The sequence below is a fragment of the Brevibacterium sp. LAARM3_SD1 genome (assembly GCF_057364765.1).
The window spans coordinates 55121-72272 of sequence record NZ_JBNFOL010000004.1 but is presented as its reverse complement, the minus strand read 5'-3'; the positions used below and the strand labels follow the sequence as shown (position 1 = coordinate 72272).

The following is a 17152-nucleotide window of genomic DNA, read 5'->3' as shown; positions in this document are numbered from 1 at the left end:
TCAGGCGACACATCGAGAACAGGGGACACCTCGGGCGAAGAGTCGAGCGCCTCGGCGCCGGTGTGGTCGGTGATGGCGTCGAAGGTCGCTCGTCCTGCAGGACCCATCGCCGTGTTTCCTCAGGCACGAATCGATGCGGAGACCTTCTCCATGCTTACGGTTGGCCCACTCCCTGAACGACTCAGCACCCGCTGCCGAGCATGGGCAGGAATCGCCGCAGCATGCCTGCAGGGCAGACCACAGGCGCACCCGCTCATGAACTATCGCAACACGACAGAAACCACGGTCTCGGTCGAATCACCGACGCCGGCACACCTCGACGGAGACTTCATCGGCGACTGCTTGGACCTGCGGGTGAACGCCGGAGACAAGAGTCTGCTGGTGTCAGCGCCGACGACGTGAAGTGCCGAAGATGCCGCGCGCGATCTCGCGTGCGGCGGTCCGCGTGAACTGCTTGAACGCCGAGGACTTCACCACCTGGGTGAACAGGTTCTCATCATCCTTCTTCGCCGACTTCTTCCGGGAGCCACCGGACTCATCCGGGAAGTCGATCTTGTCCGCAGACGCCTCGCCGCCCTGGCTGCCGGCGGGGGCATCGGCAGGTGCCGACCGCTGCTCCTCGGCGTGAGCTTCTGACCCGCCTTCGAGGCGCTTGGCGAGGATCTCGCGAGCAGATTCGTTGTCGATCGCGGTGCCGTACTTCTCATGCTGGGGCGACTCCGCCACCGCCGCTTTGATCTCGTCCTCGCTCATCGGCCCCATCTTCGATTCCGGAGCCCGCATCCGCGTCGGCGCCACCGGAGTCGGAGCACCATCGGGATCCATGACGGTGACCACGGCTTCGCCGATGCCCAGCGATGTGAGCAGCTCTTCGAGGTCGTAGTCGGACTTCGGGAAGGTCTGCACAGTCGCCTTGAGTGCCTTGGCATCGTTGGGTGTATGTGCTCGCAGCTGGTGCTGAATGCGCGAACCCAACTGTGCGAGCACATCCTCAGGCACATCCTTCGGAGTCTGCGTGACGAAGAAGATGCCGACACCCTTCGACCGGATGAGTCGGACCGTCTGCGTCACCGATTGGAGGAAGGCCTTCGACGCACCGGCGAAGAGCAGATGAGCCTCATCGAAGAAGAACACGAGCGATGGCTTGTCGGGATCGCCGACCTCCGGCAGATCCTGGAACAGATCGGCCAGCAGCCACATGAGGAATGTGGAGAACAGCGCCGGCGACTGGCTGAGCTTCTGCAGCTCGAGCACGGAGACGATTCCCGCACCGCTGTCGTCGGTGCGCAGCAGATCAGCGGTGTCGAACTCCGGCTCGCCGAAGAACACGTCACCGCCCTGGGCAGCGAGCTCGGAGATCTTGCGCAGGATGACTCCGACGGTGGCCTTCGACGCCCCGCCGATGCCTTCGAGGTCGGCCTTGCCCTCGTCGGAGGTGAGGAAGGTGAGAACAGCTTTGAGATCCGAGAGGTCGAGCAGCGCCAGTCCCGCCTGATCGGCATAGTGGAAGACCAGCGAGAGGACGGACTCCTGGGTGTCGTTGAGTTCGAGGACCTTCGACAGCAGGATCGGTCCGAACGACGTCACGGTCGCCCGCAGAGGTGTGCCCAGTCCCGAATCGCCGAGGGTGTAGAACTCCGTCGGATTGTCCTTGGGCTGCCAGTCCTGACCGGCCGCATCGAGGCGCTTGCGCAGCTTGTCGGATTCGACGCCGGCGGCGCCGATGCCGGAGAGATCGCCCTTGATATCAGAGGCGAAGACCGGCACTCCGGCCCGGGACAGCTGCTCGGCGAGTACCTGCAGGGTCACGGTCTTGCCGGTTCCCGTGGCACCGGCGACGAGACCGTGCCGGTTGAGCATGGACAACGGGATGGAGATCGGCGTCTCCTTCGAAGGTTCCTCCCCGTCGAGGGCGACCCCCAGGTCGAGAGTCTCCCCATCGAAGGTGTATCCGTCTTTGAGTGTCTGCAATGCCTGCTCAGTCATGAGTCAATTTTTACACAGCGGCACCGAGGTGGTGGAGGAATTCTGCATGGATTCGTCCATCGGTGCCCAACTCCGGGTGGAAGCTGGCACCCCAGACCGCACCCTGCCGGACGAGGACGGGAGTGTCATCGTGTGAAGCGAGCACCTCGGTGTCGGGCCCGAGATCGAGGATCTGCGGAGCCCGAATGAACGTGCCCGCAACCGGTTCGTCCAGTCCCCGCACCGTCAACGGTGCAGTGAAGGACTCCCGCTGTCGACCGTAGGCGTTGCGGGCCACGGTGATAGCGAGCCCGCCGAGGCGATCGTATCCACCCAGCGAATCGTCACTGAGCCGGTCCGCCAAGAGAATGAGTCCCGCACAGGTGCCGAAGACCGGCAGACCACCGGCCATGCGTTCGCGGAGAGTCGGGAAGAGATCCGTGCCGGCGGCGATGCGCACCATGGCCGTCGACTCTCCGCCGGGCAGGATGAGTGCATCGATGCCGGCGAGGTGGTCGGACCGGGTGACCTTGAGAGTGTCGACCCCCAGGGAACCGAGCATGAGCAGATGCTCACGGAAGGCTCCCTGGAGAGCGAGGACGCCGACTCTCACCAGCCGCGCTCGGCCAGGCGATGCGGGGCGGGGACATCGGCGACGTTGATGCCGACCATCGCATCGCCGAGTCCGCGGGATGCTCTGGCCACGGCCTCCGGATCATCGAAGTGCGTGGTGGCTTCGACGATGGCCTTCGCGCGGGCCTCCGGGTTGCCGGACTTGAAGATTCCGGAGCCGACGAACACTCCGTCGGCTCCGAGCTGCATCATCATCGCTGCATCGGCCGGGGTGGCGATGCCGCCGGCGACGAAGGTCACGACGGGCAGTCGGCCGAGGCTGGCGACCTGCTTGACCAGGTGGTACGGGGCAGCGATCTCCTTGGCTGCGACGTAGAGCTCGTCTTCGCTCTTCGCGCCTAGTGCGCGGATCTCGGAGTTGATGGTGCGCAGATGGCGCATCGCCTCGGAGACGTCGCCGGTGCCTGCTTCGCCCTTCGAACGGATCATCGAGGCGCCTTCGGTGATGCGGCGAAGAGCCTCGCCGAGGTTGGTCGCACCACAGACGAACGGCACCTTGAAGACGGACTTGTCGATGTGGTTGACGTAGTCGGCGGGGGAGAGGACCTCGGATTCGTCGATGTAGTCGACGCCGAGGGTCTCAAGAATCTGTGCTTCGACGAAGTGTCCGATGCGGGCCTTGGCCATAACGGGGATGGATACGGCGCTGATGATCGAGTCGATGAGATCGGGATCGCTCATCCGGGCGACTCCGCCCTGGGCACGGATGTCGGCGGGGACGCGTTCGAGGGCCATCACGGCGGAGGCACCGGCCGCCTCGGCGATGCGTGCCTGCTCTTCGTTGACGACGTCCATGATGACGCCGCCCTTGAGCATCTGAGCCAGTCCGGTGTTGAGGAGGGTCTGTGTTTCGGTCATTGTGGTGCAAGTCCATTCACTGTCGCGGAGTCGATCCGGGCGACACCGAGTGCAGCACAGAGCGATTCGGCTCTGCTGCCGGGTGTCGGAGGGATCATGGTTCTTCGGGGTGAACGGCCGTTCCAGACCAGCCTAACCCGAGAGGTGGCTCAACGGGAGGGCCAGATACCGAGGAGAATTTTAGGCCAGATGGACGGGGTCGCACTATGATCGACTGATGGTTTCGAAGTCACGAGGCGGTACCCAGGCTGAGGGAATCGCTCTGCCGGTGAACGTGGACAAGGGTCTGCCGACCCCGCTGCCGGATCAGCTCACTCAGGACCTGCGCCGTCTTATCTCGGAAGGGACCCTGCGCCCGGGGGATGCAGTGCCCTCGAGCCGTCGACTGGCCAAACATCTCGGAATCTCACGCGGCAGCGTGGAGACAGCCTACGCGCAGCTCGTCGTAGAGGGATTCCTCATCACCGCCGAGCGCTCGGCGACGAGGATCAACCCCGACCTGCCCGCCGCTTCGACATCTGCGCGCCCGAAGAATCGAGTTCCGGATTCACCGAGGCGGCGCCTGCGCAACTATGTCGATCTGCGTCCGGGATTCGGCGGTGACGATCCGCTGCGCGAACCGGCCTTTCGCCGGGCGTGGAGGGAATCACTCGACCTCGACACGGGCCCGATCGACCCTTTGGGTCAACCTCGTGCTCGCTGGGCGATCGCGGACTACCTGCGACTGACTCGTGGGATGGCCGTCGACCCCGACGAGATCATCCTCACCAGCGGGTCTCGCGATGGCCTGCGGCTGCTGCTGAGCATCGGCGTCAGCGGCTCCATCGCCGTGGAGAACCCGGGATTCCCGGGCCTGCGGCAGGCCATGAGCAGCTACCAACTCGTACCCCTCGACCTAGTCGATTCTTCATCGGCGCCGGCCGACGTCGGCGCGGCCGTTGTGACACCGAATCACCAGTTCCCACACGGAACACCGATGCCGGTCGACCAGCGCGCCCGACTGCTGGACTGGGCGGCCCGCGGCGATGCGATTCTCATCGAGGACGACTATGACAGCGAGGCCCGCTTCACCCGCACCGTGCTGCCGACCCTCTTCGACCTCGCATCGACGACCGGCAGCTCTGCTCAGGTCGTTCATATCGGCACCTTCTCCGCTCTGCTGACCTCGGCCGTATCGACCGGATACGTCATCGCTCGCGGACCGATCTCGGAGAGGCTGATGAGCATGCGCACGGCCCTCGGGCCCGCGTTCTCGCCGATTCTGCAGATGGCCATCGCCTCTTACCTGGGCTCCGGTGGGCTGCGCCGTCGCATCTCCCGGGGGCGGCGGCGACTCCGGGCCGCCGAGGAGGTCGTGGCTGAGATCGGCCCGATCCCCGGTCTCGTCCACGACGGCCGGACGCTCGTCATCGAGACGTCTCAGGCACAGGCCGCGAGTCTGCTGCGTGATCTGGCCGACCGGGGCATCCTCGTTGCCTCATTGGCTCGCGGCTGGACCGGAGGTGATGAAGTCCGGCACGGACTCGTCATCGCCCATTCGAACGTCGAGGCCCCCGTGCTGCGGGAGGCCCTCGGCGAGGTGAAGACCCTGTTGAGTAGGATTCAGTCATGAGGAATTCCGGATTTGCAGTCGACGGCATCATCAAGCTGCTGCTGGCCGTGGCCGGCTTCATCTTCCTCGGCGGGCTCGAGGACTTCTTCCTCGCCCCGCGCTGGCTGGTCATCACCGCTCTGGTGCTGCTCTTCCTCAGTGCCGCCACCCAGATCTCCTATGCCGTGGGCAAGGGGGAGAAGCGCTATCTGAAGTTCCCGATGGTCTTCGACGCACTCCTCATCGTCGCTGTCGTCGTCGGCCTCATCCTCGCCGCTGCGGGCAACCCCGCAGGCGCCTGGATTCTCTTCGGACTGGTGGGCGTGGGATCTTTGGGCATCGCCGTGGTCTTCACAACCGGCGAGAACGGCCCGTCCTTCAGCGAAGACGAGTCGCAGAATCCCTGATCACTGCCGCACAACTTCCGTCGATCAAGCGTCGGCGCACATTTGCGGTCGTCTACGGCCACATATCCGCTGTAGGGCTTGATGACGCGAACTTTGCTCACCTAGGGCGTGCGGCGGGGAGACGAACGCGACAATGCTTGATCGGCGGGACCGCTGGGGTCAGCGGTTGAACGCGATGGCGGCGATATGACCGTCGGGAATGCCGGCCTCAAGATCGTGGATGTCGACATCCGGATGCGGTGAGTTCGGCTGCGGCCCAGCGCCGATAAAGTCGAGACCGGGGTCGCGAGCCAACCCCGTGCTCAATGCCTTGAGGAAGGCCTCCGTGCGTGCCCACACGCGGACGAAGCCGGCGGCGAATTCGTCATCGGGAAGCGCTTCGAGCTCGACCCGTTCTCTTTCGTGGAGCAGCTGCATCGCCTCAAGGGCGACATCGCGCTCGGGAACCGCTTCGATGTCGAGTCCGACCGGATCGTCGGAGACAGCGACGAGGACGAGGCGACGCGACCGGGACACGGAGAACTCACACTCGTCATGGCGGGGCTTGCCCGCCGAATCGAGACGGATCTCGATCGCAGCAGGATCCTGCTCCAGATGTGCACCGAGGACATGGCGGAGGACGACACGGCCGGCCGACCAGGTGGCGGCCGCCTCGGCGTCGAATTCCTTCGCATAGTTGCGTTCCTGCTCGGTGAGCACGGAATCGGCTTCGCGCGCCCACGCCGCCTCAGCCGAGGTGTCGGCGAGGACGAGCGTCACGGGAAGGTCGGTGGGCAGTACGGTGAAACTGGGGTGGTGAGCCATCGATCAGCGGCCCAGGGCCTTGTTGATCTTCTTGAGCTTCCGGTTGAGCACGAAGATCCGCACCGAACCGATGATTCCGGCGATGAGGATGCCGCCGATCGCGGCGAAGAGCATCGCCACGCCCAGGGGCAGTTCGAACTGCCAGCCGAAGTACTTGAACTCGGCCGGGACGTTGTTCTGCAGAATGAAGATGAGCAGCAGGACGACGATGACGGCACCGAGGATGAGGGAGACCCACATTCCCGCAGACATTCCGGATCCGGCCTTCGTCGACGGGAGCTCACCGGTGTGTCCTGCCGGAGGCTGTGTCTGCTCACGCTGCTCGTGCTGCGACATCTCTCGGGTCTTGTCCACAGCTGCGGTCTCGCCCGTCGCGGGAGTATCGCTGCCGAGGACTGAATCGGTTTCGGACAGGAGCTCTTCGGGCGTCTGCGAATCGCCACGCGGGTCTTGAGTACTCATGGGCCCATCATATCTGCTGATGGGGCCATGGGACGGGAACAGGGAAAGAGTGATTGCAGAGAGCAGACGAGCCCCGGCAGCTGCCGGGGCTCGTCCTCAGATGATGTCGATCAGACAGTCGATCAGACAGTCGATCAGACATCTGTCTGACGGTTGATCAGACGGTCTTGCTCAGCGAGGAGATGATCTCATTGAGCGTGGCCGAAGGACGCATGGCGGCTTCGGTCTTCTCGTCGTTCGGGTAGTAGTAGCCACCCAGGTCGACCGGGCTGCCCTGAACCTCGAGGAGTTCGGCCACAATGGCGTCCTCCTTCTCGGTCAGCGCCTTCGCTACAGGCGCGATGGCCTCGGCCAGAGCTTCGTCCGAGGTCTGCGCGGCCAGTTCCTGCGCCCAGTAGAGGGTGAGGTAGAAGTGGCTGCCGCGGTTGTCGATCTCGCCGACCTTGCGCGACGGCGACTTGTTCTCTTCGAGGAACTTGCCGGTCGCGGCATCGAGGGTGTCGGCCAGCACGCCGGCCCGCTCGTTTCCGTGGACGTTGAACTCGTGGCGGAAGGATTCGGCCAAGGCGAGGAACTCACCGAGGGAGTCCCAACGCAGGTGGTTCTCCTCGACGAGCTGCTGCACGTGCTTCGGAGCGGAGCCGCCGGCGCCGGTCTCGAACAGTCCGCCGCCTGCGATGAGCGGAACCACGGAGAGCATCTTCGCCGAGGTGCCGAGCTCGAGGATCGGGAACAGGTCCGTGTTGTAGTCACGCAGCACGTTGCCGGTCACCGAGATGGTGTCCTTGCCCTCACGGATGCGGTCGATGGAGAACTGAGTGGCCTCCACCGGGTTCATGATGCGGATGTCCAGCCCCTCGGTGTCGTGGTCCTTGAGGTACTCCTCGACCTTCGACTTGATGTTGCGGTCGTGGGCGCGGGTCTCATCGAGCCAGAACACGGCGGGGGTCTCGGACAGGCGGGCACGGGTGACGGCGAGCTTGACCCAGTCGCGGACGGGGATGTCCTTCGTCTGGCAGGCGCGCCAGATGTCGCCGGCGGCGACCTCGTGGCTCATGAGCACCTCGCCGGCAGCGTTGACGACCTCGACGGTTCCGGTCTCCGGGATCTCGAAGGTCTTGTCGTGGCTGCCGTACTCTTCGGCCTTCTGCGCCATGAGACCGACGTGGGGACGGTGCCCATGGTCCGCGGGTCGAAGGCGCCCTTGGCCTGGCAGTCCTCGATGACGGTCTGGTAGACGCCGGCGTAGGAGGAGTCGGGGATGACGGCCAGAGTGTCCTGGGTCTGGTCATCCTTGTTCCACATCTTGCCGCCGACGCGGATCATCGCGGGCATCGAGGCGTCGACGATGACGTCGGAGGGCACGTGGAGGTTCGTGATGCCCTTGTGCGAGTTGACCATGGCCAGGTCCGGTCCGTCGGCCAGTCCCTTCTCGATACCGGCCTTGATCCCGGCAGCCGCATCGGCGGGCAGGGTGTCGAGTCCGGCGAGGATGGCGGCCAGTCCGTTGTCGGAGGTCAGTCCCGCCTCGGCGAGGACGTCACCGTATTCGGCGAAGACCTCGGGGAAGAACGCCTCGATGACCTTGCCGAAGAGGATGGGGTCGGAGACCTTCATCATCGTGGCCTTGAGGTGGACGGAGAAGAGGACACCGTCGGCCTTGGCGGCGGCGATCTGGTCCTTGACGAATTCGTCGAGCGCAGCGGCGTTCATCTTCGTCGAATCGACGATCTCGCCGGCGAGGACGGGCAGGGACCCCTTGAGAACCGTGGTGTCACCGGCTGCGGTGCGCAGACGGATCGTCAGGGTGTCATCGGCCTCGATGATCACGGACTTCTCGTTGGCGCGGAAGTCGTCCGAGCCCATGGTGGCGACGCGGGTCTTCGAGTCCTTCGACCATTCGCCCATCGAATGCGGGTGAGCCTTGGCGAAGTTCTTCACGGCCTGCGGAGCGCGACGGTCGGAGTTGCCCTCACGCAGCACCGGGTTGACGGCCGAACCCTTGACCTTGTCGTAGCGTGCCCGAACGTCCTTCTCCTCATCGGTCGAAGGCTCTTCCGGGTAGGCAGGCAAGTCGTAGCCCTGCGACTGCAGTTCGGCGATCGTCGCCTTCAGCTGCGGGACGGAAGCGGAGATGTTTGGCAGCTTGATGATGTTGGCATCAGGGGTCTTGGCAAGATCACCCAGCTCGGCCAGTGCGTCGCCGACCTGCTGGTCTTCGGGCAGACGGTCGTTGAACTGGGCCAGCACGCGTGCGGCGAGAGAGATGTCTCGAGTCTCAACCTCCACACCGGCCGACGTGGCGAAGGCTTCGATGATGGGTTTGAGCGAATACGTCGCCAGAAGCGGCGCTTCATCCGTGCGCGTGTAAATGATTTTAGCCATAGTTAAGGACCACTCCGCATCTTCTTGGGGTTTATCGCCCTCCATCCTACCTTCTGGGCCATTTCGGTAGGTGGCCCAGGCCGATGATGGTGCTCACATCGATGAGTGGCACCCGGTAGTCTTCTGTGTCGGCACGGACAACAGAAAGAGGACGACAGTGGCCAAACTCTACTTCCGGTACGGGGCGATGAATTCCGGTAAGTCGACCGCTCTTCTGCAGGCGGCCTTCAACTATGAGGAACGCGGTCAGCGTGTTCTGCTGGCCAAACCCCTGATCGACACCAAGGGGGCATCGCAGATCGTGTCCCGTTTGGGCGTCACCCGCGAGGTCGACTTCGTCATTCCCGCCGACGGCGACGTCGAGCGGATCTATGCCGAACATGCGGACTATGTCGATCACGATGCGCTCATCGAGTCCATCGATGCCCCGAAGATCCCCGTCGCGTGCCTGCTCATCGACGAAGCGCAGTTCCTCAGCCCCGTCCAAGTGGATTCGCTCATGCGGATCGCGACCGCCTCCTCAGTGCCGGTGATGTGCTACGGAATCCGCACGGACTTCCAGACGAAGGCGTTCCCCGGTTCGGCTCGACTGCTCGAGATCGCCCACACTCTCGAAGAGCTCAAGACGATCTGCCGCTGCGGTCGCAAGGCCATGTTCAACGGCCGCCTCGTCGACGGACAGTTCATCTTCGACGGTGATCAGGTCGCCATCGACGGCAATTCCGTGACCTATGAGTCACTGTGCCCGAGCTGTTATCTCGAGTATTCCGGCGGTAGGCTTTCAACGACAGACTCCTGACCGATACCGACTCAGCTTCCCCGTCGAATCCAGTTCGTCACCTCACGTCGTCACCAGTCGAAATTCTCTCGCACCTTCAGTTCTCAAGGAGCCTCCATGCGCATCGCCGTCCGTGCCTTCAACGACAATCCCGGTTCTCCCGTCCTCGTCTTCGGCAACGCTCTGGGCACCCGGATGCCCCTGTGGACGTCCGTCGCCGCACGCCTGACCGACGATTTCCAGATCTACCTCACCGACCTTCCCGGACACACCGTCCCCGCCGGTGATTCCCTCGCCGAGGCGGCCGCACCGGTGACGATCGAACAGCTGGCTTCCGGTGTCGTCGAGTCCCTCGCCGAGCTCGGTGTGGAGTCCTTCGTCTACTGCGGAGTCTCGATCTCCGGCGCCGTCGGTCTGACCCTTGCGCTCAACCATCCCGAAAAACTCACCGGACTCGTCGCCTGTGCGACGGCCGAGAAGTTCGGCACCCCGGACGCCTGGGACGAACGCATCGGCGAAGTCCGCTCCGACGGCACAGGGAGCCTCGTCGATGACACCGCCGATCGCTGGTTCGCCGCCGGATTCCTCGGCGAGGACATCGCCACCGGTCATCTCGTCCTGTCCGACCTCGCACTGGTCGATGACGAGGCCTATATCGCGGCAGCCTCGGCGCTGAAGACCTACGACGTGAGCGGCAAGCTCGGTTCGATCAGCACCCCGACTCTGGTCATGGCCGGTGCCCAGGATCCCGGTTGCACCCCGGAGGCGATGTCGGAGATGGCCGAACAGATCGAGGGCGCACACTTCGTCACGGTCCCGGATTCCGCGCACCTGCTGATGGTCGAACACCCCGAGATCGTCGTCGACCACATCCAGGAGTTCTGCGGCCAGCTCTAGGAACGCTGGCGGCCATCGGACAATGGCGACTCTCTCGATGGGGCGACCGCATCTGGAGTAGGCTGTGCGAAAGCACAGGCACACCTGCTCGATGAGGAGTGAGAATGTCCCCGCGCCCGAATTCCGCCGAGTTCACATCCACCGAGGTCGATCTGCGCTCTCCCGGGGAACGAGAACCCGGCATCAGCCACACCACTCTGCGAATCCGGTGGACCGGATTCCTGCTCGGGCTCATCTTCTCCACCCTGATCTATGCGATCATGCCGGCCGATGTCGGGCACGATGCCAAACTGACCGCAGCGGTCGCGGTGCTCATGGCGGCCTGGTGGATGACGGAAGCGCTGCCGATCGCAGCGACGTCGCTCGTCCCGCTGGTGGCGTTCCCCGTGCTCGGCACGGACGTCGAGATGGAGACGGTCGGCGCTACCTATGGAAACCCGATCATCTTCCTCTTCCTCGGCGGCTTCCTCATCGCCCTGGCCATGCAGCGGTGGAATCTGCACCGTCGCATCGCACTCGTGACGCTGAGCATCATGGGCGATCGGCCGGGACCGATGATCGCCGGCTTCATGATCGCCACCGGCTTCATCTCGATGTGGGTCTCGAACACGGCGACCGCGGTGATGATGCTGCCGATCGGAATGTCGGTGCTCATGATCGTGTCGAAGGTCATGGGCTCGGCCCTGGCCGACGCCACTGACCAGGACGAGGGAGCAGCGGACCGCGCCGAAGGTGCAGCCGGGAGCCCGAACGACGGCGGCGATGACACCGGCATCGGTGCCGTCGTGAAATCGAACTTCGGCACCGCTCTCATGCTCGGCATCGCCTACTCGGCATCGATCGGGTCGCTGGGCACCATCATCGGCACTCCTCCCAACCTCTTTCTCGTCGGCTATCTCAAGGACAACCACGACATCTCCATCGGCTTCGGCCAATGGATGATCGTCGGCGTGCCTCTGGCAGTGGTGATGATGGCCATCGCTTGGTTCCTGCTGGTCAAGGTGCTGTTCAAACCGGAGATCGACAGGATTCCCGGCGGACGTGAACTCATCCGTGAGGAACTGGCCAAACTCGGCCCCATGTCCACCGGTGAGAAGCTCGTGCTCGCGATGTTCGTCCTCGCGGCCGTCAGCTGGATCTCACTGCCGCTGATCTTCGAGGAACCGCCGATCAGCGACGAAGGCATCGCCATGGCCGTGGGCCTCCTGCTCTTCCTCATCCCCGGTGGGGCGAACCGCGGCGTGCGCCTCCTCGACTGGGACACCGCAGAGAAGCTGCCGTGGGGAGTCCTCCTGCTCTTCGGCGGCGGGCTCGCACTTTCGGCTCAGTTCTCCGAATCGGGACTGACCGAATGGATCGGTACGACAACGAGCGGCCTCGGCGTTCTGCCGACGGTCCTCGTCGTCGCCATCTTCGCCGCTATCATCCTCTTCCTCACCGAGCTGACCTCGAACACCGCGACGGCCGCAACTTTCGTCCCCGTCGTCGGGGGAGTTGCCATGGGACTGAACCTGGACCCGCTGCTGCTGACGATTCCCGTCGCCCTGGCCGCGACATGCGCGTTCATGTTGCCGGTGGCGACCCCGCCCAATGCGGTGGCCTTCGGCTCCGGCTATGTCACCGTGGCACAGATGGTCAAGGGCGGACTGTGGCTCAACGTCATCGGCATCGTCCTCATCACCGCCACCGTGTACCTCCTCGCCGTTCCGGTATTCGGGATCGCTGCCTGAGGGCGGAGGGAACTGGCAGACTGATGGCATGACTGAGCTGTTCGAACCGCTGACCCTGCGTGGCACCGAGATTCCCAATCGCATCTGGCTGGCACCGATGTGCCAGTACTCCTGCGAAGCCGAAGACGGAATGCCCGGCCCTTGGCATCTCGTCCACCTCGGTGCCCGAGCGCAGGGCGGATTCGGGCTCATCCTCACGGAAGCCTCCGCAGTCGTACCCGAAGGACGCATCTCACCGCAGGACGCTGGGATCTGGAACGACGATCAGGCCGAATCATGGTCGGCGGTCGTCGACTTCGTCCATTCCCAGGGCAGCGTCATCGGCATCCAGCTCGCCCACGCCGGCCGCAAGGCCAGCACCTATCGCCCCTTCACAGGTGAGCCGAAGGGCAGCGTCCCCGAATCCGATGGAGGATGGCCGACACTCGGCGCCAGCCCCATCGCCTATCCGAAGCTCGCCGAACCAGCTGAGATGACGAAGGACGATATCGCCGAGGTGATCGCCGCCTTCGCCGCGGCAGCCCGCCGTGCGATCGACGCCGGGTTCGACCTCGTCGAACTCCATGCCGCCCACGGCTACCTGCTCCATTCCTTCCTCTCGCCGCTGTCGAACCAGCGCAGCGACGAATACGGCGGAGACCTCGCCGGTCGATCCCGACTGCTCCACGAGGTCTATGCGGCCGTGCGCGCCGAAGTCGGTGACGAGGTGCCGGTGTTCGTGCGGATCTCGGCAAGCGAATGGACCGACGGCGGTTTCGACGTCGCCGAAGCAGCCGAGGTCAGCCGTGCGCTCTCAGAGGCCGGAGTCGACCTCATCGACGTCTCCTCGGGCGGCAACTACCCGGTGCGGATTCCCATCGGTCCCGGCTACCAGGTGTCCCTGGCCGCGGCGATCCGCGCAGAAGGCGTCCCGACCGGCGCCGTCGGACTCATCACCGACCCCAAGCAGGCCGAGACGATCCTCAGCTCGGGACAGGCCGACGCGATCTTCATGGCTCGAGCCGCTCTGCGCGAACCCTCGTGGCCGCAGCGCGCCGCCCACGTCCTCGGAGTCGAACCCGGACCCTATCCGCCGCAGTACACCCGCGGCGCCTGGTGACCCGTCACTGAACCGTCGGCAATATCAGCACAGATTGAGGAGTATGGACATGAACACGATCGAAACCGAACACGTCATCATCCGCTCTATCGCGGTCTCCGATATGGCGAACAACGTCTACCTGCTGACAGCTAAGGAGACAGGCTCCCAGGTGCTCATCGATGCCGCAGACGATGCCGAGGCGATCACGGAGCTCGTCGCCTCCGGAGCCGAGGACACGGAGGCCGAACCGACGCTGCGGGCGATCATCACCACCCACCGGCATTGGGATCATATTCGAGCGCTGCCGGCCACCTCGGCGAACTATCCGGAGGCGATGACCATCGCCGGTGCCGCGGACGCGGCCGCCATCACCGAGGCGGAAGGAGTCGAGATCGCGCACTCCGTCGATCACCTCGACGTCGGAGATTTCGGCGGATTCGTCCTCCAGGCCATCGCACTGCGCGGCCATACTGCCGGCTCGATCGCGCTGCTACTGCGCGACGGGGGCAGGACGATCCTGTTCTCCGGGGATTCGCTGTTCCCGGGCGGACCGGGCAAGACCTGGTCGACCGAGGACTTCACCTCTCTCATGGACGACCTCGAGGACCGTGTCTTCGGCGAGCTTCCGGACGACACGCTCGTGCTGCCCGGGCACGGGGCCTCGACGACCCTGGGTGAGGAACGCCCGAAACTGGGGGAGTGGCGCGAACGCGGCTGGTGACCGACGCCCCGCCGTCACCTCACAGGCTGGTGGCCGCGATTCCGTCCTCAGCTCAGCAGAGGGCAAGGGCTCAGCGGAGGGCGAAAACGCTCGGCGCGTTGCTCAGCTCGGCAGCGCAGCGAAGCCGATGAGCGCCCAGACGATGGAGAGCAGACCCACGGCGATGATGCCGATGTTCCACCTCGTCTCGATGACACGCTGTCCGCTGGGGTTGGCCAGCTCTGCGTCGCTGAGCGCCGCATAGCGATCGAGCACGGCATCGACGGCCGGGCTCGGATCCTCGACGAGCTGACGCCTGCCCTGTTCATCCTTCTCCCATTTCTTGCCCTTGCCGGCCAGCGGCCATGAGGCGAACTTCTTCTCATGAGTGCGCACACTCAGACCGAAGTGCGTCTCGAAGCCGTCGACGAGATTCCACGGGATCGTCACGGTCTGCAGAGGGTTGACCAGGACGAGCTGCTGTCTGTGCAGCTCGACACGGGGATAGCGATAGAAGACGAAGACCAAGGTGCCGACGGCCAGCGGGATACCCGCAGCGGCCAGACCACGCAGGGTGAAATCGCCGAACACGATCGAGAGCACACCGAAGGCACAGAGGCCGCCGACGATGAAGAAGAGGGCCGTCGAACTCGTCGTCCGCACGACGGTCGGCTCGGTTTCATTGCGATCTATCTCACTGTCAGCCACCTGATCATCCTATCCATTGAGACTGAACAAAAGTTGCCTGTTTTCTTGGTCTCGAAACGGTAACGATTCGGAAATTTGCTCATTATGTGGACTCCGTCACAGTCGCCCGTGAATTAACTTTGATGCAATCCATGTGAAAAGCATGAACGCGGTCACAAGCGCTTCGGTCTCTGCCGACCCGCTGCATGTGACCGGAATGCACTCCGGTCTGGGAGTGTAAGAACGAGGGTGACTCGCCCTAGAACAACAAGGAGAGAACGTGAACAAACGCTTCCTCGCGGCCGGTGCCTCTGTGGCTGCCGCTGCAATGGTGCTCACCGCCTGCACACCCCCTGGCGGAGGCAGTGACGATGAAGCATCGAATGACACCGCCGTCAACATCGGTTGGAACGAATCCTTCCGTTCGATGAACACGCTGACCGCAAACGGCAACGCGACGTCGAACGCCATTCTCACTTACATGATGAATGACAACTTCGGGTACTACGACGACAACCTGGAGGTTCAGGAAGGCGCGCTCGGCAAGGTCGAGCAGGTTTCGGAAGATCCGCTCAAGGTCAAGTACACCTTCAACGACGATGCCAAGTGGTCCGACGGCACCCCCGTCGACGCTGCTGACCTGGCGCTGACCTGGGCTGGCACCTCGGCGAACTTCAACACCGTCGAATCCAACAACAACGACGACGGAACGGTGAAGAAGAACGACGCGAAGACCGTCTACTTCGACTCCTCGACCGCCGGTTCGGCTCTGGTCAAGAAGTTCCCCGAGATCTCCGAAGACGGGAAGGAGATCACCCTCGAATACTCGAAGCCCTACGCTGACTGGCAGACCGAGTTCGGCACCGGTGCCGACGGCGTCGGTGTGCCCGCCCATATCGTGGCGAAGAAGGCGCTCGGAATCGATGACGCCCAGAAGGGCAAGGACGCGATCCTCAAGGCCATCAAGGACAAGGACACCGAAGCCCTGTCGAAGATTTCGAACACCTGGAACACCGGGTTCGACTTCACGTCGATGCCGAAGGACAAGGACCTGCTGGTCCACAACGGTCCGTACAAGATGACGAAGTTCGAAGAGGGACAGTACGTCACCCTCGAACTCGACGACAACTACACCGGGCCGGTGAAGCCGAAGGTCAAGACCGTCACGGTCCGCTACAACGGTGACCCGATGGCCATGATCCAGGCGATCGAGAACGGCGAAGTCGACATGACTCAGCCGCAGGCGACCGCTGACGTCCTCTCCGCAGCCGAGAAGATCGACGGCGTCACGGTCGACGCCGCCGATGGTGCGACCTACGAGCACGTCGACTTCACCTTCAACAACAAGGGTCCCTTCGACCCGGCTGCCCACGGTGGCGACGAGGAGACGGCGAAGAAGGTCCGTCAGGCGTTCCTCAAGGCGCTGCCGCGTGAGGACATCGTCGAGAAGATCATCAAGCCTCTCAACGACAAGGCCGTCACCCGCGATTCGTACTCGCAGGTTCCCGGCTCGCCGATGTACGACGCGATCACCAAGGTCAACGGCGTCGCAGACGCGCCGATGGTGACGTCGCGGCCGCGAAGAAGCTGCTCGAGGAAGCGGGCGTCGACGCTCCGACCGTGCGTGTCATGTACGACAACACGAACTCGCGTCGTCAGCAGGAGTTCCAGCTGATCAAGGAATCGGCCGAGAAAGCCGGCTTCAAGATCAAGGACGTCGGAGACGTCAATTGGGGCACCCGCCTCGGCGACGGCACCTACGATGTCTCGCTGTTCGGCTGGCAGTCCGAAGGCACCGGAGTCACGGAGAACGATGCGAACTTCCGCACCGGCGCTCAGAACAACTACGGCGGCTACTCGAGCAAGGAGATGAACAAGATCCTCGACAAGCTGCTCGTGTCCAAGGAAGATGAGCAGCAGGAGCTTCTCATCGACATGGAGAAGCAGCTGACCGAGGACGCATTCGGTGCGCCGATCTTCCAGTTCCCCGAACTGACGATCTACCGTGACAGCGTGAAGAACGTGAAGTCGACGTCCGTGTCGCCGACGATGTTCTGGAACTACTGGGAGTGGGAAGTCAACTGATTCGCGACTGGCGCGATCGGTTCTTCTCCACCCAAGCCTTCTGTGGGGATCACTGTGTGATCCCCACAGCGGCGTTTTCGGAAGATTGA

The 17152-nt window shown here is 63.8% G+C and carries 16 protein-coding genes and 1 pseudogene; 10 read left to right on the top strand and 7 right to left on the bottom strand.

Translation table 11 applies throughout. The features are described 5' to 3' along the window. The first annotated feature begins 255 nt into the window (after positions 1 to 255). Positions 256 to 402, top strand: a complete 147-nt coding sequence (locus tag AC2W7L_RS03220; RefSeq protein ID WP_486003242.1) for a hypothetical protein — start codon at positions 256 to 258, stop codon at positions 400 to 402. Here the strand turns inward: AC2W7L_RS03220 and AC2W7L_RS03215 are convergent. The 3 genes from AC2W7L_RS03215 to pdxS are packed head-to-tail and all read right to left on the bottom strand — an operon-like array spanning position 385 to position 3456. Further along, positions 385 to 1986 carry a helicase HerA-like domain-containing protein gene (locus AC2W7L_RS03215; protein WP_486003241.1) on the bottom strand — a complete coding sequence of 534 codons (1602 nt, stop codon included), beginning with the start codon at positions 1984 to 1986 and terminating at the stop codon, positions 385 to 387. The genes AC2W7L_RS03220 and AC2W7L_RS03215 overlap by 18 nt on opposite strands. A 10-nt stretch (positions 1987 to 1996) precedes the next feature. Next, positions 1997 to 2578: a pyridoxal 5'-phosphate synthase glutaminase subunit PdxT gene (pdxT, locus tag AC2W7L_RS03210; protein ID WP_486003240.1), complete on the bottom strand. Its 582-nt coding sequence runs from the start codon at positions 2576 to 2578 to the stop codon at positions 1997 to 1999. Beyond that, positions 2575 to 3456 carry a pyridoxal 5'-phosphate synthase lyase subunit PdxS gene (pdxS, locus tag AC2W7L_RS03205; RefSeq protein WP_486003239.1) on the bottom strand — a complete coding sequence of 294 codons (882 nt, stop codon included), beginning with the start codon at positions 3454 to 3456 and terminating at the stop codon, positions 2575 to 2577. The genes pdxT and pdxS overlap by 4 nt, the downstream gene beginning before the upstream one ends. Positions 3457 to 3673: 217 nt before the next feature. Here pdxS and pdxR point away from each other — a divergent pair, with 217 nt between their 5' ends. Together pdxR and AC2W7L_RS03195 are read left to right on the top strand one after the other, a co-directional pair. Continuing rightward, a complete protein-coding gene (pdxR, locus tag AC2W7L_RS03200; protein WP_486003238.1) occupies positions 3674 to 5068 on the top strand; it encodes a MocR-like pyridoxine biosynthesis transcription factor PdxR in 1395 nt (464 codons plus the stop codon). Further along, positions 5065 to 5454 carry a hypothetical protein gene (locus tag AC2W7L_RS03195; RefSeq protein WP_486003237.1) on the top strand — a complete coding sequence of 130 codons (390 nt, stop codon included), beginning with the start codon at positions 5065 to 5067 and terminating at the stop codon, positions 5452 to 5454. The genes pdxR and AC2W7L_RS03195 overlap by 4 nt, the downstream gene beginning before the upstream one ends. 159 nt (positions 5455 to 5613) lie before the next feature. On the opposite strand, the gene AC2W7L_RS03190 is transcribed toward AC2W7L_RS03195, so the two are convergent. From AC2W7L_RS03190 to AC2W7L_RS03180, 3 genes and pseudogenes are all read right to left on the bottom strand, one after another. After that, a complete protein-coding gene (locus tag AC2W7L_RS03190) occupies positions 5614 to 6258 on the bottom strand; it encodes a 4'-phosphopantetheinyl transferase family protein (protein WP_486003236.1) in 645 nt (214 codons plus the stop codon). Positions 6259 to 6261: 3 nt separating this feature from the next. Next, positions 6262 to 6720, bottom strand: a complete 459-nt coding sequence (locus tag AC2W7L_RS03185; protein WP_486003235.1) for a LapA family protein — start codon at positions 6718 to 6720, stop codon at positions 6262 to 6264. Positions 6721 to 6877: 157 nt separating this feature from the next. Beyond that, positions 6878 to 9105, bottom strand: a pseudogene (locus AC2W7L_RS03180) (NADP-dependent isocitrate dehydrogenase). Between the two features lie 157 nt (positions 9106 to 9262). Here AC2W7L_RS03180 and AC2W7L_RS03175 point away from each other — a divergent pair. The 5 genes from AC2W7L_RS03175 (at position 9263) to AC2W7L_RS03155 (ending at position 14312) form a co-directional block, all read left to right on the top strand. Then, a complete protein-coding gene (locus AC2W7L_RS03175; protein WP_167195568.1) occupies positions 9263 to 9904 on the top strand; it encodes a thymidine kinase in 642 nt (213 codons plus the stop codon). 96 nt (positions 9905 to 10000) lie between these two features. Further along, positions 10001 to 10780: an alpha/beta fold hydrolase gene (locus AC2W7L_RS03170; RefSeq protein ID WP_486003234.1), complete on the top strand. Its 780-nt coding sequence runs from the start codon at positions 10001 to 10003 to the stop codon at positions 10778 to 10780. 104 nt (positions 10781 to 10884) lie between these two features. Continuing rightward, a complete protein-coding gene (locus AC2W7L_RS03165) occupies positions 10885 to 12510 on the top strand; it encodes an SLC13 family permease (protein WP_486003233.1) in 1626 nt (541 codons plus the stop codon). 28 nt (positions 12511 to 12538) lie between these two features. Continuing rightward, a complete protein-coding gene (locus tag AC2W7L_RS03160; protein ID WP_486003232.1) occupies positions 12539 to 13609 on the top strand; it encodes an NADH:flavin oxidoreductase/NADH oxidase in 1071 nt (356 codons plus the stop codon). Positions 13610 to 13658: 49 nt separating this feature from the next. Further along, positions 13659 to 14312, top strand: a complete 654-nt coding sequence (locus AC2W7L_RS03155; RefSeq protein WP_486003231.1) for an MBL fold metallo-hydrolase — start codon at positions 13659 to 13661, stop codon at positions 14310 to 14312. A gap of 102 nt (positions 14313 to 14414) precedes the next feature. Here the strand turns inward: AC2W7L_RS03155 and AC2W7L_RS03150 are convergent, their stop codons facing one another. Further along, entirely contained in the window at positions 14415 to 14999 is a 585-nt protein-coding gene (locus AC2W7L_RS03150) for a hypothetical protein (RefSeq protein ID WP_167195582.1), read from the bottom strand. 259 nt (positions 15000 to 15258) lie between these two features. Here AC2W7L_RS03150 and AC2W7L_RS03145 point away from each other — a divergent pair, with 259 nt between their 5' ends. Both AC2W7L_RS03145 and AC2W7L_RS03140 read left to right on the top strand, forming a co-directional pair. Beyond that, a complete protein-coding gene (locus AC2W7L_RS03145) occupies positions 15259 to 16653 on the top strand; it encodes an ABC transporter substrate-binding protein (protein ID WP_486003230.1) in 1395 nt (464 codons plus the stop codon). Beyond that, positions 16599 to 17063 carry a hypothetical protein gene (locus AC2W7L_RS03140; protein WP_486003229.1) on the top strand — a complete coding sequence of 155 codons (465 nt, stop codon included), beginning with the start codon at positions 16599 to 16601 and terminating at the stop codon, positions 17061 to 17063. The genes AC2W7L_RS03145 and AC2W7L_RS03140 overlap by 55 nt, the downstream gene beginning before the upstream one ends. Positions 17064 to 17152 lie beyond the last annotated feature (89 nt).

Coding starts and splice junctions, on each gene's coding strand:
- AC2W7L_RS03190 (WP_486003236.1), bottom strand. CDS start 6,258: ATGGCTCACCACCCCAGTTTCACCGTACTGCCCACCGACCTTCCCGTG.
- AC2W7L_RS03215 (WP_486003241.1), bottom strand. CDS start 1,986: ATGACTGAGCAGGCATTGCAGACACTCAAAGACGGATACACCTTCGAT.
- pdxR (WP_486003238.1), top strand. CDS start 3,674: ATGGTTTCGAAGTCACGAGGCGGTACCCAGGCTGAGGGAATCGCTCTG.
- AC2W7L_RS03165 (WP_486003233.1), top strand. CDS start 10,885: ATGTCCCCGCGCCCGAATTCCGCCGAGTTCACATCCACCGAGGTCGAT.
- AC2W7L_RS03185 (WP_486003235.1), bottom strand. CDS start 6,720: ATGAGTACTCAAGACCCGCGTGGCGATTCGCAGACGCCCGAAGAGCTC.
- AC2W7L_RS03170 (WP_486003234.1), top strand. CDS start 10,001: ATGCGCATCGCCGTCCGTGCCTTCAACGACAATCCCGGTTCTCCCGTC.
- AC2W7L_RS03195 (WP_486003237.1), top strand. CDS start 5,065: ATGAGGAATTCCGGATTTGCAGTCGACGGCATCATCAAGCTGCTGCTG.
- AC2W7L_RS03220 (WP_486003242.1), top strand. CDS start 256: ATGAACTATCGCAACACGACAGAAACCACGGTCTCGGTCGAATCACCG.
- AC2W7L_RS03155 (WP_486003231.1), top strand. CDS start 13,659: ATGAACACGATCGAAACCGAACACGTCATCATCCGCTCTATCGCGGTC.
- AC2W7L_RS03160 (WP_486003232.1), top strand. CDS start 12,539: ATGACTGAGCTGTTCGAACCGCTGACCCTGCGTGGCACCGAGATTCCC.
- pdxS (WP_486003239.1), bottom strand. CDS start 3,456: ATGACCGAAACACAGACCCTCCTCAACACCGGACTGGCTCAGATGCTC.